Annotated in this window: 15 protein-coding genes and 1 pseudogene; 13 read left to right on the forward strand and 3 right to left on the reverse strand. The window is 41.5% G+C overall.

Going from position 1 to position 13,189, the window contains the following annotated elements; all coding sequences use genetic code 11:
* Nucleotides 1-8: 8 nt before the first annotated feature.
* Nucleotides 9-1,613 (reverse strand): AMP-binding protein, encoded by a 1,605-nt coding sequence (locus WDV74_RS04210; RefSeq protein ID WP_338884815.1) that lies wholly within the window; start codon nt 1,611-1,613, stop codon nt 9-11.
* 458 nt (nt 1,614-2,071) lie between these two features.
* Between WDV74_RS04210 and WDV74_RS04215 the strand changes: the two genes are divergently transcribed.
* Nucleotides 2,072-2,821: an SDR family oxidoreductase gene (locus tag WDV74_RS04215; protein WP_338884817.1), complete on the forward strand. Its 750-nt coding sequence runs from the start codon at nt 2,072-2,074 to the stop codon at nt 2,819-2,821.
* Between the two features lie 120 nt (nt 2,822-2,941).
* On the forward strand, nt 2,942-3,610 hold the full coding sequence (locus tag WDV74_RS04220; RefSeq protein ID WP_338884818.1) for an epoxyqueuosine reductase QueH: 669 nt from the start codon (nt 2,942-2,944) through the stop codon (nt 3,608-3,610).
* A 300-nt stretch (nt 3,611-3,910) separates the two neighbouring features.
* On the opposite strand, the gene WDV74_RS04225 is transcribed toward WDV74_RS04220, so the two are convergent.
* Entirely contained in the window at nt 3,911-4,726 is an 816-nt protein-coding gene (locus WDV74_RS04225; RefSeq protein WP_338884819.1) for an AraC family transcriptional regulator, read from the reverse strand.
* A gap of 1,050 nt (nt 4,727-5,776) precedes the next feature.
* Between WDV74_RS04225 and WDV74_RS04230 the strand changes: the two genes are divergently transcribed.
* Nucleotides 5,777-6,271 (forward strand): polymer-forming cytoskeletal protein, encoded by a 495-nt coding sequence (locus WDV74_RS04230; RefSeq protein WP_338884820.1) that lies wholly within the window; start codon nt 5,777-5,779, stop codon nt 6,269-6,271.
* Between the two features lie 16 nt (nt 6,272-6,287).
* Nucleotides 6,288-6,836 carry a GNAT family N-acetyltransferase gene (locus tag WDV74_RS04235; RefSeq protein WP_338884822.1) on the forward strand — a complete coding sequence of 183 codons (549 nt, stop codon included), beginning with the start codon at nt 6,288-6,290 and terminating at the stop codon, nt 6,834-6,836.
* Nucleotides 6,837-6,907: 71 nt separating this feature from the next.
* Here WDV74_RS04235 and WDV74_RS04240 read toward each other — a convergent pair whose 3' ends face one another.
* Nucleotides 6,908-7,501: a phage repressor protein CI gene (locus WDV74_RS04240; protein ID WP_338884823.1), complete on the reverse strand. Its 594-nt coding sequence runs from the start codon at nt 7,499-7,501 to the stop codon at nt 6,908-6,910.
* A 711-nt stretch (nt 7,502-8,212) separates the two neighbouring features.
* Between WDV74_RS04240 and WDV74_RS04245 the strand changes: the two genes are divergently transcribed.
* From WDV74_RS04245 to WDV74_RS04285, 9 genes and pseudogenes are all read left to right on the forward strand, one after another.
* On the forward strand, nt 8,213-8,452 hold the full coding sequence (locus tag WDV74_RS04245; protein ID WP_338884824.1) for a hypothetical protein: 240 nt from the start codon (nt 8,213-8,215) through the stop codon (nt 8,450-8,452).
* 17 nt (nt 8,453-8,469) lie between these two features.
* A complete protein-coding gene (locus tag WDV74_RS04250) occupies nt 8,470-8,706 on the forward strand; it encodes a DinI-like family protein (RefSeq protein WP_338884826.1) in 237 nt (78 codons plus the stop codon).
* A gap of 219 nt (nt 8,707-8,925) precedes the next feature.
* Nucleotides 8,926-9,129 carry a tail protein X gene (locus WDV74_RS04255; RefSeq protein ID WP_338884827.1) on the forward strand — a complete coding sequence of 68 codons (204 nt, stop codon included), beginning with the start codon at nt 8,926-8,928 and terminating at the stop codon, nt 9,127-9,129.
* Between the two features lie 57 nt (nt 9,130-9,186).
* Complete coding sequence (locus WDV74_RS04260; RefSeq protein WP_338884828.1) at nt 9,187-9,669, forward strand: lysis system i-spanin subunit Rz; 483 nt, start codon at nt 9,187-9,189, stop codon at nt 9,667-9,669.
* 155 nt (nt 9,670-9,824) lie between these two features.
* Nucleotides 9,825-10,460 (forward strand): phage baseplate assembly protein V, encoded by a 636-nt coding sequence (locus WDV74_RS04265; protein WP_338884830.1) that lies wholly within the window; start codon nt 9,825-9,827, stop codon nt 10,458-10,460.
* Nucleotides 10,457-10,807, forward strand: a complete 351-nt coding sequence (locus WDV74_RS04270) for a GPW/gp25 family protein (RefSeq protein WP_338884831.1) — start codon at nt 10,457-10,459, stop codon at nt 10,805-10,807. Before WDV74_RS04265 ends, WDV74_RS04270 begins: the two co-directional genes overlap by 4 nt.
* 11 nt (nt 10,808-10,818) lie before the next feature.
* Nucleotides 10,819-11,727, forward strand: a complete 909-nt coding sequence (locus tag WDV74_RS04275) for a baseplate assembly protein (protein ID WP_338884832.1) — start codon at nt 10,819-10,821, stop codon at nt 11,725-11,727.
* The gene (locus WDV74_RS04280; protein ID WP_338884833.1) at nt 11,720-12,328 is read left to right on the forward strand and encodes a phage tail protein I; all 609 of its coding nucleotides are present in this window, start codon (nt 11,720-11,722) and stop codon (nt 12,326-12,328) included. The genes WDV74_RS04275 and WDV74_RS04280 overlap by 8 nt, the downstream gene beginning before the upstream one ends.
* Nucleotides 12,325-13,041, forward strand: a pseudogene (locus WDV74_RS04285) (phage tail protein); the annotation flags it as partial. The gene WDV74_RS04280 and the pseudogene WDV74_RS04285, both read left to right, overlap by 4 nt.
* Nucleotides 13,042-13,189 lie beyond the last annotated feature (148 nt).

Raw genomic sequence — 13,189 nt, forward strand, 5'->3', positions numbered from 1 at the left:
TGGCTATATTAGTCTTTGACACGTTTCCTCAATTGATCTTTTACCACTTTGCCATTGGCATTTCGCGGTAAAGTTAAAAAAGTATATCCTTTAGGGCGTTTATAGCGTGCTATTACCGTACAAATATAATCGTCTAATTCTTGCTCCGTGATTGTTGTATTTTCATCGAGTTCAATAAAAGCATGGGGGACTTCTCCCCAATAGGGATCGGGTTTTGCCACAACAGCAACCGCTAATACATTTGGATAACTGGATAAGGCATTTTCCAGTTCAAGGCTGGAAATATTCTCACCACCGGAAATAATGATATCTTTTTTCCTATCGATGATTTTGATATAGCCATCAGGATCGACGACGGCTAAATCACCCGTATAAAACCATTGGTTAGTGACCTCCGGTGTAACATGGCGTACAGGATCATAAGCTGCTACGATATTACCGCGGATTGCGATCTCACCGATGGTTTTGCCATCAAAAGGCACTGCTAAGTTATTTTCGTCAATAACGCTCACCTGACCTTGCAAATTAGAGACAATTCCCTGACGCATCCGTTTTAAGACTTTTTCTGATTTTGGCAGTGATTGCCATTCATGCTTGTTTTCACAAACAACCACAGGGCCATAAGTTTCGGTTAATCCATAAACATGCGTTGCATTGATACCGACTTCGTCCAGCAATGAAAACATCATTTCTGTCGGTGGGGCACCAGCAATCAGGCCATAAACATGACCATTAAAATGCTTTTTATGCTTTTGCGTTATCTTGCCTAAAGAGTAGTGAATAATCGGGGCACCACAATAATGGGTAACGTGATGTTCCTGGATCAGTTGCATTGCTTCTTCTGCATCAAATTTCCTGATACAGATGTGTGTGCCAGCCCGTGCCGCAACTGTCCAGGGGAAACACCAACCATTACAGTGAAACATGGGAAGAGTCCATAAAAAGATGGGACGTTTAGGCATGTCCCAATCCAGGATATTGGAAATAGCATTTAAAAATGCCCCACGGTGAGAATACACAACCAGTTTTGGTTGCCCGCTGGTGCCCGAAGTGCAATTGATACTAATAGTGGCTTGTTCGTCAATTTGGATAAATGAGAGTGACTTTGATGAGTGTTCGGTTACCAGTGATTCGTAAGCGATAAATTCATGGCCGGCAGGGGATATAGGAATCGCTAAATTATTTTCATCAACAATAATTATCTTAATTGGATTATTAAAAGAGACATTATTTAATAGCGAAAGATAGTTTTTGTCGATAAATAATATCTTGGGATGCAATTTTTCAAAAACAAAATTTAATGTGGCTGCATCTGTTCGGGTGCTCAAGGCATTAAGAATACCGCCGGATAAAGGAACAGCAAAATGTAACTCAAGCAATTCATGGATATTGGGTAAAATAGCCGAGACTACGCTCCCTTTATCTACTCCCAATTGTTGGAGAGAGATAGCAATCCTTTCACAGCGATTGGCATATTGGTGCCAGGTCCAACGTTGTTTGCCATCAATAATGGCAATATCACTACCATTGCTTAATACAGCTCTTTTAAGAAATAAAATCGGTGATAATGCTGTACCGGTATATTCATGTAAGAATGAATTATTGAGAATCATACTCTTCACTCCATCTCATTATCGTTAATAAAATGTTACGTACTTTAAAAGTAATCTCTGGCAGAAGAATAAGCAATATCGGAAAAATTTAAGGAGGGGGTTTTATTTCAATTTTTCATGTAAATAATGCGGCCTTATTTTATGTTTTTTAATATGCAGCTTTCATTAATTAAACCTGATAAAGTTACGGTTTAAAAATAAATTGAATAATTCTATTTTATACCAATCTAACTTCAAGGTGCGTCTGATATCTCCCCGCAAAGAGGGGGAGATATCAGGTTTAATATAATGTTGTCAATTGTAATGCGTATATACGCGTTACCTTTCAATTTACTCATTATAAGACAACATAACTCATTGTTTCTCCCCGCGAAGCGGGGAGAAACAATGTGCATCTTGAAGTGAAATAGGTATAGATAATAAAAAAACGCTCACTACTAAATATAAAAGGAAAAGCTATGTTCGATTTAGCGGGAAAAATTGCTTTCATTTCAGGCGGCACCAAAGGTATTGGCACGGGCATTGCCAAGGTATTGAAGCAAGAGGGAGCTGTTACTATTATTGCCGGCACTGATGAGCTGAGAGGAAAAGCTATTGCCAAAGCGCTGGAGGTGGATTTCATTCCCCTTGATGTGACTGATCAAGCAGCATGTAAAAACGTGATTGCCCAGATTGTTGAAAAGTACGGTAGGCTCGATATTCTTTGTTCCAATGCAGGTATTTTTCCACAGCATTATCTGAAAGATATGACAGCGGCGGATTGGGATTTAGTGCACACGGTCAACCTTAAAGGGACATTTTTCCTGGTACAGGCGGCATTGAATGTCATGGAAAAGCAGCGTTACGGGCGTGTTGTTATCACGTCATCAATAACGGGAGAAATAACAGGCATTCAGGGTTACAGCCACTATGGTGCCAGTAAGGCGGGGCAACTCGGGTTTATGCGCAGTGCCGCGTTGGAATACGCGGGACAAGGCATCACTATTAATGCGGTTATGCCAGGCATGATCATGACGGAAGGTTTAAAGTCATTTGGTGATGAGTTCCTCAGTTATGCGAAAGAGATCACGCCAATGCGGGCTTTGGGTTCGCCAGAAGATATTGGCTATGCTGCCTGTTTCCTGGCTTCCGATGAAGCGAAATATATTACCGGACAAACGATAGTCGTTGATGGTGGGCAAGTTTTACCAGAAGTACCGGAGGCTTGATCCTTTTACAAAGATTGTCGTAAGACAGTAGAAGAAGGTAAAATGTCTACCCAGTAAACACAAGGAAGGGGATTTGTTCTCTTCCTGATTTTTTATTGTCTGAATCAGGTAAGAAATATTATGTCACTGAATTATGAGCGTAAACCTCTTCCATTGCCAAATGGGAACAAGAAAGTGCTGCTGCACTCATGTTGTGCACCATGTTCTGGGGAAGTGATGGAAGCAATGTTGGCTTCAGGGATTGATTTCACAATATTTTTCTATAACCCGAATATTCATCCCCTGAAAGAATACGAGTTGCGCAAAGATGAAAATATCCGTTTTGCGCAGGAGATGGGTATTCCTTTTATCGATGCCGATTACGATCGTGATAATTGGTTTGAACGCGCGAAAGGAATGGAAAATGAACCTGAGCGCGGTATTCGTTGTACAATGTGTTTTGATATGCGTTTCGAACGAACAGCGCTTTATGCCCACGAACATGGTTTTCCAGTGATTACCAGCTCACTCGGGATTTCACGCTGGAAAAATATGCAGCAAATCAATGAATGTGGAGTTCGTGCCGCTTCCCGTTACCCTGACTTAATGTATTGGGAATATAACTGGCGCAAAGGGGGCGGATCTGCCCGTATGATAGAAATCAGTAAACGAGAAGAGTTCTATCAGCAGGAATATTGTGGCTGTATTTACTCGTTGCGGGATACTAATCGTCATCGCCTGGCTACCGGCCGTGAAAGAATTAAATTAGGTACGGTCTTTTATAGTGCGGATAGCAACAAAAAAGAATAAAAAAGCCTGCGCGGAAGCAGGCCAAAGATACGGCAAATATAAAAATCCCTGGTGGTGACTTAGAGCTTAGTCGGATTAGCTCTAAACAGTAATGAGTCACCATGACTATATGTGATATGAGATACCGCCGTCCAATGGATTGCACAGATCAATTAGAGGAGATTGATCGATAAAAACGATCATAATCTCTTCGCCTAATTGGGATTGCGGCTTTTCAGTTTGATCTAAACAAGTTTATATCAAACTGGAAGGCCTTGATTTATGGAATATCACACTAACGATTCGTTATTAAATGAATCGCTAATCTTTGCCGTATCTGGAGCGATTAGGTGTACAACCAAAACGTCGGCGATAGCTTTGAGTGAAATAGGACTGACTGGAAAAACCCGATTCCAGTGAAATATCGGCGATACTCATTTCGCTATTGAGTAATAATTGATGTGCATAAAGAATGCGTTGTTCACTAATCCAGGCCTTGGGGGAAGTGCCATAGACACTGTTAAAAAGCTCCTTAAAAGAAGTTAACCCCATACCAAATTCACGTGCGAAGTCATTTAATTTCCATTCTTTGAGATAGTGAGCTTTCATAAATGTTTGCAGGCGTTCTACCTGACGGTTGCTTAATTTCCGTAGAATAGACATGAGTAGTGTCCCCTGCTTACCCAAGGAAAGCAGTAACAATAACTCTTCAACTCTCAGTTGAACCAAAGCTGGAGGGGAATCATGCGTCAGTAAGTTCGTCAGCCCGCGAATACTTTCCGTTAACAAGGGGGATTGGTTAAAAGGAATCAACCTAGAAGCAGGAAACTCCTGTCGCCCTAACTGACTTAATAATGATCCGAAACGTTGTAAAAAACTACGTAAAAACTCCATGTGTAACGGTAACCATAATAGTTGGCAACTTTCTGTATTGGTTTTAGCTGCATAACTTCCGGGGTGGGTAAAAAGGATTTCATTTGCTTTAATGTGATAAGTGTTTATACAATCTTTCCATACCATTTCGCCATCAAGTAAAATATATAGCCCTCTTTGTTTATGTTCCAGAATATTGAAATCTGGCATAGTTAATTGGATCGTGCAAATATTCTTTTGATTTAAGCCCGTCGTCCTTTTCATCTAATACTCCTAATTTTCCGTATCGTGAGTAATCATTTTTTGATGAGTGCATGAAGTGTTTTTTTATTATTAAATATCTACTGTCATTATATAACTAAATGAATTTTTGTGTTAGATTTAAATGTGATTTTTTTGTGGTCAAAAATAATTTTTCGATTTTTTACCTTGTTTTTATTAATGCTTTTGTGGTTTTTTTAAGGTTTTGTTAATGTTGATAATTAATCGATAGATGATTTTAAAAACGTAATCTGATTCATTATTCAAATAGACATTGATATTGAAATAAAAATTAATATTAAAAAAATATAAATTATTGTTGATCTATTTGGTTTAAAAATGGAATGTTAACCCATTTAGTTATAATTGCATATTCATATATTAAGTAAATATAAACCAAATAGCTATTGAGTATAGCGTGTTTTTATGAACTCAAATATGATGCATCATTATTAATACTTTTTATGTGTTGTTGATGAGTTGTGAATTTATACGCATTAAACTTCAAGTTGCCATTTACGACACTATATGAAACTTGATATCCCTCCAGCGAAGCTGGGAGATATCACACGCATCTTGAAGTTAGATTGGATATATGGTTTATATTTATGAAATAAGAAATTAAATTTATATTTAGGGATTGTTATTATTTAATAAATATGAAAAAAATTATAGAAAATCAGAGGATTAAACTAAAATAGAAGCTTTATCCGTGTAATAACGCTATAAATCCCTCTGTTATAGCTTCGTAGATTGTTTTTTATACTTATACAATGGTAGGATGTTCTTCCACAGCCTGTTTCTGTTACCTGCTAAGGCATATGTATAGATATATTTTGCTGATGAAATATAAGAAAAAACCACAAAAACGAGAACAATATGACAATGTATCGTTTTTCAGATAATGCTTTTTTATGCAGTGTATGGCTCCTTTGGGGAATTGCATTGGGACTATATCTGTATGGTGCGCATTTTAGTTGCACTATGACAGCAATTTTATCTTTTTTAGCCTTAGTGTTTTACTTTATGAAAATGAAATTGAGAATAAACGCTATGTTTGGAAAAAAAACAACCGAGGCAGCAACTGCCAGTTCTGCGACACCTGCTATGGGCATCAAGCCTGAAGAGAAAAAATTACCTGAAGCCGAGATCCGCCCTAATACCATTATTGCAAAAGACACTGTTTTCAAAGGGGATGTCGAAATGGAAGGAGATATCCAGATCTGGGGTAAAGTGGTTGGCAATATTCGTGTAAAAGGTGGTGCCATTCGGATTATGCATGCCGGCAAAGTAGAAGGTGAGCTGAATGCACCTGAAATTATCATTGATGGTCATGTTGAAGGCACGTGCTGTGCGGAAACATTAGATATCCTTGAACATGGCGAGTTACGGGGCATTAGCCGTTGCGGCAGTATGTCAATTCGACGCGGCGGGTTGTTTTTTGGTCAATCCGAACAGGTTGATAATAAGAAAAAACCAGAAATGGAACGAGTGATTTCCATTAGAGAAAATCAAGGTGACAAGCCAAAAGCGAAAAATAACGCTTGATAATCAAGGAGGCGTTGTGGTTTTCGAATTGGAAACAGAAAGATTGCGGCTCCGTGCCTGGAAAGCCGAGGACAGAGAACCTTTCTTTCACTTAAGTAGCAACCCCGACGTAATGGAATTTTTTCCTGACATACTGACTAAAGCGCAGAGCAATACTTTTATTGATAATTGTATCCACAAGTTTGAGACGCAGGGTGGTTGGGGATTATGGGCGGTTGAATTAAAACAGAATGGTGAATTTATCGGCTCTGTAGGACTGAATGTCCCGAACATCAAATTTCCATTCTCACCTTTTGTTGAAATCGGCTGGCGTTTGGACAAGCCATTTTGGGGAAAAGGCTATACGTGTGAAGCTGCCCGCAGAATTTTTGACTTTGCATTTACGGAAATCGGATTGGAGGAAGTTGTTGCTTTTACGACGGTTTCTAATTATCGCTCGGAAAATGTCATGAAAAAATTGGGTATGGTTAGGGATGAAAAAACATTTCTTCACCCTGGGTTAGAAGAAAACCATCCATTAAGGGAGCATGTTCTGTATCGGTTTCAGCGTTCAGATTTTGTATGAAAATGGTTGAATGCCATCAAGGTTATCCTCATGACTATAACCTTGATGGCAACTGTTTTATGTCAGATTATTTATTGTCTGGATATGACCAGAGCGACGCGGCCAATAAATTTGATATCGCTGATTGCACAATCAAAAGTAACGTTGCTATCGCTGACCCGAATCTTGCTGATTGGGATTTTGACAATCTTTTTGATACTGTGCATACCTTCAATATCCACCAGCCATAAACCATCTTGAATATTGCCTTCTTGCGTATCTAGCAGATACCATGAGGCACCATCATCAACAACCAGTGGATTTTTGAGTTCCTTGGAAATCAACTCGCTGTCCAGGATCACAGGGCTAATTTCATTGAGTTTACCGCCCGATAATTTTACACGAGAGATGGATGGGGCAATGATATTTTCCAACCGTTCCGCTTTTTTGCCGCTTTCTCCATCTGGGAACATTTCTCCTTGACCCGTGCTCAGCCACAGCAGTGAAGCGCCAGTTTCGAGATTGCACTGGATGATCCAATCCGCAGGGAAACTATCACGAAGGTAGCGGTTTGCCATCGTGCTTTTGGAAACGCCCAAATGGTCACTTAGGGCCTGACGTGATTTAAATCCATATGCGCGGACAAGACGTTCAATAGCAGGTCTTCCCCCACTATCGGTCCCCATTTTTATCTCAATATTGGTATTTTTCATTGATAGTACAGATAAGAGCTATTGATATCCCGCCTAATTTCTCGATACAAGATCTTCGGTGAGCCCAGATTGGTTAAGATGAAAACCATTGAGAGATATTGCATCATGAACGCCCAAATTTCAATCTTTATGCCTATATCGAAGTATTTCGGAAATGCCATTGAGGATAGATTGAGAGTTTGAAATGAAGAGAGTGTTGGAAATAGCGGGGAATTTTGAGGAAAGTCTTGTAGAAAAATATTGATGGAAAATATGGCGAATATCCGGTGTCCTCTCCATGATAATGAATTCAACATTTTACCTAAGAGGAAAAACAACGATTAATCATACGTACATTTTTCAAGTACTCTGATTTGGAAAATGAAAAATGGAGTTGTTTATGGCAACGCGAATCTTGCTCCGATATTGCTCATCACAATGGTGTAGTTGTCAAATTTTGAGTTCGAGTTAGGTCAATAAGTATACGAATTAACAGGGTAAGTAGAAAGATAAAGTATTCGATAGATCATAGAATTATCATAGTAGAAAAATAAATTAAATTAGTAAATGTTTCTGTTAAAACAACAGATAATAGTTATTAACTATCAAATTTAATTATTAAAACAGTTAAAAATTACTTCAAATTTAGCTTTATTGCATGTACTGTATGCATATACAGTTTCTTATGTGGAGGCAGGTAGATCAGTGGAATCTCTTATAGAATCATTGGTAGCGCAACGTATCAATTTCATTGCTAGAATGGCAACAAGTTGCGAATGTAATCATGCGGAAGACAAAGAGCTGGCACTGGTTTGGATAGCAGAGCTATCTGCACCTTATGAAAAAAGGTTTAACAGTTACCAGGGTAAACAGGAAAACAATCTGTTAGGTAATGAAGAGAACGGTAATAAAACGTTAAGGAATTATGAGCACATAGAAGAATAGATTTGGAGGAGAAAAAAATGCGAATAGAAATACTTTTCGATAAACGAACTAATATTTCTGAGCCAGTCATATCTTCATTAGAAAGTGAACTAAAAAAAAGAATATTACCACACTATCCTGATACAAATTTTAGAATTGGAATTAGCAGCAGCACCTCCGTAAGAGTGACAGGGACTAAAAAAAGCAGTGAACACGATCACATGATGGAACTCATTCAAGAGGTTTGGGAGGATGATAGTTGGTTATCTGATTAACACTGATAAGGATTAACTCCGTCCTACGAAGAGAAATTCATTGTAATAAGAAATAAATCAAGGGCAGGAAACCCTTTTCTACTCTTGATTTATTTGGATTGAATTTCCTTTATTTGTACTACTTACCTAACAATCCCACCGCATTGAAGCATTTCGCTAATTATTTGATCATAACTCTCCGATTTACTAACTGGTTTCTGCAAAGAAAAAGGAGAGTGTATGCAAGTTATCGCACAGCAAAATGAGACCGTAGATGCCATTTGCTGGCGTCATTATGGTCGCACATTGGGGATGACTGAGCGTGTGTTACAGGCAAATCCTGGATTAGCGGATTGTGGGGCAGTACTGCCGCATGGAACGAAAGTTGAAATGCCGGAATTTATACCTGCTGCCAGTAAACCTATTATCCAGCTTTGGGATTGAAGAGGAGACTGAACTGGTTTGTTGGGAATTAATACAATAAAAAAGGTGCCGTTAATTATGAGCTTGGTTATTGGTGGGAGTCTTGGCTGGTGGGGACATCGCACCCTGTTTCTCAGCGAAGTGGCGGATTTAAAACAGCAACAGGCTGAGCAGCTTGTTGCTATCAACCAACAAGCCCATTCAGAAACGTTGGCAGCTATTCAGCAAATGAAAGATGCACAAAATCGGGCTGCACAATTGGATGAATATTATTCAGGAAAATTAGCTCATGCTACCGAAGAAAATGCGGCTTTGCGTGCTGACATTGTTGCTGGTCATCGGCGGGTGCAAATCGCCGCCGCTAACCTTGCTACCTGTCAGCTCACCCAAAACCGAGATACCCGCCCCCGCAGCATGGGCGATGGAACCCAAGTCGAACTCACTGCAAAAGCTGGACGCGCTATTTACGATATCCGAACCGGCATCATCAAAGATCAAGCCAAATTAGACTATTTACAACAGTATGTACGGGATGTTGTTCGACAATGTAAATCAGAATGATTACACCTTAGCAATGCTGTTTTTAAGGCCTTCTTTTTCCAAAGGAGGTCTTTTTTATTTAATTGATTTAAAAGGGTTTTTATTCTGGATTTGTATGCTGTTTCCTACAAATTCAGTTTAATGTCCAACCTGCTATTTCATGGCATTCTTACGTCATGAACACACAACTCACTGAACTGATGCGCTTATTGCGCAACCTGATCCGAACCGGCGTTATTACCCAAGTGGATACCGCAAAGGGAATGTGCCGCGTCGCGACAGGTAATCTTGAAACCAACTGGCTGCACTGGTTGACATCTAGAGCGGGAAACTCCCGCACATGGTGGGCGCCCAGTGTTGGTGAGCAGGTTTTATTACTGTCCATAGGCGGAGATCTGACCACCGCCTTTGTATTGCCAGCGATTTTTTCAGATGAATTTCCGGCGCCATCAACATCACCTGAAGCGACGTATATCAAGTTTCCGGATGGTGCTGTGATGGAGTATGAACCGCAATCTGGTGCATTGACTGTGATTGGCATCAAAACCGCAACAGTGACTGCGTTGGATTCCGTCCATATTACCGCGCCGGAAATCACCTGTGTCGCCAGCACCCGAATTACGCTGGATACACCGGAGGTCATCTGTACGCAGCTAATGAGCACAGGCAACTTGATTGTGCGCAACGGCGGCAAAATGGCAGGCAATATTGAACACACCGGAGGCACTTTCAGTTCCAATGGCGTGGTCGTGGATTCCCATAAACACACCGGCATCAGGTCAGGCGGTGACACATCAGGAGGCCCCGTATGATGTACTTGGGAATGAATCGGCAGACGGGACGAGAGCTAACAGATTTGGCACATATCCGGCAATCCGTCAGCGATATTTTATTAACCCCTGTGGGCAGCCGTATCGCACGTCGTACTTACGGCTCTTTGCTGTCAGAGCTGATTGACTGGCCGCAAAATGCAGCGCTCCGGCTTCAGGTTATGGCGGCCAGCTATACCGCAATCAGCCGTTGGGAGCCACGCGTGATACTGACCTCCATTACGATGGAAACCAGACAGGACGGCAAAATGGTGGTGGATATTACAGGTAGTTATCATCAATCCGCCAAGGAATTTTCACTTTCTATTCCGGTGAGCCATTCCCGGTGAGGTAATAAATCATGCCAACAATCGATTTAAGCCAGTTGCCACCACCGGATGTGGTGGAGCCACTGGATTACGAACAACTGCTGGAAGAGCGTAAAAAAGGCTTGATCTCGCTCTATCCAGAAGATCAGCAAGACGCCATTGCACGTACTTTGCAACTGGAATCTGAACCTTTGGTCAAGTTGTTGGAAGAGAACGTTTATCGTGAGCTGCTCTTGCGTCAACGGGTTAACGAAGCAGCGCGGGCGGTGATGGTGGCCTATTCAACAGGCAGCGATTTGGATCAATTGGGGGCGAACAACAACGTATCCCGTATGGTTCTGCATCCTGCGGATAATTCTACCGTGCCACCGACACCAGCAGTGATGGAATCTGACAACGATTACCGCGTGCGTATCCCACAGGCTTTTGAAGGTTTGAGTGTTGCCGGTCCAGTCGGCGCGTATGAATACCATGCACGCAGTGCGGATGGTCGTGTCGCTGACGCTTCGGCAATCAGCCCGTCGCCAGCGAATGTCACTGTGACCATTATGTCGCGGGAAGACAAGGGTATTGCTTCCAAAGAGTTACTGGAAATAGTCGAAAAAACGCTAAACGATGAAAATGTGCGTCCAGTGGCGGATCGTCTGAAAGTCCAATCAGCAAACATTGTGGAATATGAAATTGATGCAGAGTTGTACATTTTCCCTACACCAGAATCAGAACCTATCTACAAGGCAGCAAAACAGCGACTGAAACATTATGTTGAAGCACAGCATCGTTTGGGGCGTGACATTCGTTTGTCAGCGATTTATGCCGCACTGCATGTGGAAGGTGTCCAGCGCGTGGAATTGAAGGCACCGTTAAAAGACGTAGTACTGGATAAAACGCAGGCATCTTACTGCACTAAAACTACCCTGACGATGGGAGGTTCGGATGAGTGATCGCCTTCTGCCGATAGGCTCGACTCAGTTAGAACTTGCAGCGGCCAAAGCCTGCGCTGAATTGCAGAAGGTCAAGGTTCCGTTACGCGAGTTGTGGGATCCAGACACTTGTCCGGCATCACTACTGCCTTATCTGGCTTGGGCATGGTCAGTTGATCGCTGGGATGAACGTTGGCCTGAAAGTATCAAAAGAGAAGTGATAAAAAGCTCCCTATTCTTGCATAAACATAAAGGAACGATTGGTGCGATTCGGCGAGTTGTCGAGCCATTGGGTTATCTCATCCGCGTAAAAGAATGGTGGCAAACCAACGATGCTCCGGGCACTTTCCGGCTGGATATCGGTGTATTGGAAAATGGAATTACCCATGAAATGTTCGAAGAGTTGGAAAACCTGATTTTCGATGCTAAGCCAGTGAGCCGACATTTGATTGGATTGGACATCAACCTAGATACACGTGGCGAATATCACTACTCAGCGGCGACTTACAGTGGTGACGAACTGACGATTTACCCTTATTTCCCGGAACAAATAACAATATCCAGCTCAGAAGTTGTGGGCGCGGGTGTACATATTATTGATGACATGAGGATTAGAGCATGAGTACCAAATATTTTGCGCTACTGACGCAATTAGGTGCAGATAAGTTAGCAAATGCTGCGGCCTTGGGTACTAAAATTGAAATTACCCATATGGCTGTTGGTGATGGTGATGGCAGCTTGCCGACGCCAGATACTAAACAAACCAAATTGATTAATGAAAAACGTCGTGCAGCGATTAATACGCTGAGCATTGATCCGAAAAACACCAACCAAATCATTGCAGAACAGGTTATTCCTGAAAACGAAGGCGGTTGGTGGATCCGTGAAATCGGCTTGTATGACAAAGATGGCATTCTGATTGCTGTAGGTAACTGTGCAGAAACCTATAAACCACAATTACAGGAAGGCTCCGGTCGTACACAGACTATCCGTATGATCTTGATTGTCAGCAGCGCTGATGCAGTGACTCTGAAAGTTGACCCGTCTGTGATTTTGGCTACGCGTGAGTATGTGGACGATTCTATTAAGAAACATGCAAACAGCCATAACCATCCTGATGCGACGCTAAAAGAAAAGGGATTTGTGATCCTAAGTAGCGCGGTGGATAGCAATAGCGAAATTCATGCGGCAACACCAAAATCGGTAAAGACAGCTTATGATTTGGCTAATGCGGCGAATAATAATGCCAATACTCGTCTGGAAAAAAACAAGAACGGTGCGGATATTCCAGATAAACAGGCGTTTGTGAAAAACCTCGGTTTAGTGGAAACGGTCTATCGAGCCATTGGGAACGGGCCAAATCAAATTCCCGATATGTCATTTTTCAAATCTCAGCCAGCTCGCTCCGGTTACCAACGTCTGCCGGGTGGAATAATCATCCAATGGGGGAGAGTAACTGCGCATCAGAACGGTACCACATTCG

The organism is Xenorhabdus sp. TH1 (genome assembly GCF_037260955.1).
In the GTDB taxonomy this organism is placed as follows: domain Bacteria; phylum Pseudomonadota; class Gammaproteobacteria; order Enterobacterales; family Enterobacteriaceae; genus Xenorhabdus; species Xenorhabdus griffiniae.

Excerpts from the sequence above, each read along its gene's own strand:
- WDV74_RS04210 (WP_338884815.1), bottom strand. The coding sequence starts at position 1,613 with ATGATTCTCAATAATTCATTCTTACATGAATATACCGGTACAGCATTA.
- WDV74_RS04215 (WP_338884817.1), top strand. The coding sequence starts at position 2,072 with ATGTTCGATTTAGCGGGAAAAATTGCTTTCATTTCAGGCGGCACCAAA.
- WDV74_RS04220 (WP_338884818.1), top strand. The coding sequence starts at position 2,942 with ATGTCACTGAATTATGAGCGTAAACCTCTTCCATTGCCAAATGGGAAC.
- WDV74_RS04225 (WP_338884819.1), bottom strand. The coding sequence starts at position 4,726 with ATGAAAAGGACGACGGGCTTAAATCAAAAGAATATTTGCACGATCCAA.
- WDV74_RS04230 (WP_338884820.1), top strand. The coding sequence starts at position 5,777 with ATGTTTGGAAAAAAAACAACCGAGGCAGCAACTGCCAGTTCTGCGACA.
- WDV74_RS04240 (WP_338884823.1), bottom strand. The coding sequence starts at position 7,501 with ATGGGGACCGATAGTGGGGGAAGACCTGCTATTGAACGTCTTGTCCGC.
- WDV74_RS04250 (WP_338884826.1), top strand. The coding sequence starts at position 8,470 with ATGCGAATAGAAATACTTTTCGATAAACGAACTAATATTTCTGAGCCA.
- WDV74_RS04255 (WP_338884827.1), top strand. The coding sequence starts at position 8,926 with ATGCAAGTTATCGCACAGCAAAATGAGACCGTAGATGCCATTTGCTGG.
- WDV74_RS04260 (WP_338884828.1), top strand. The coding sequence starts at position 9,187 with ATGAGCTTGGTTATTGGTGGGAGTCTTGGCTGGTGGGGACATCGCACC.
- WDV74_RS04265 (WP_338884830.1), top strand. The coding sequence starts at position 9,825 with ATGAACACACAACTCACTGAACTGATGCGCTTATTGCGCAACCTGATC.
- WDV74_RS04270 (WP_338884831.1), top strand. The coding sequence starts at position 10,457 with ATGATGTACTTGGGAATGAATCGGCAGACGGGACGAGAGCTAACAGAT.
- WDV74_RS04275 (WP_338884832.1), top strand. The coding sequence starts at position 10,819 with ATGCCAACAATCGATTTAAGCCAGTTGCCACCACCGGATGTGGTGGAG.
- WDV74_RS04280 (WP_338884833.1), top strand. The coding sequence starts at position 11,720 with ATGAGTGATCGCCTTCTGCCGATAGGCTCGACTCAGTTAGAACTTGCA.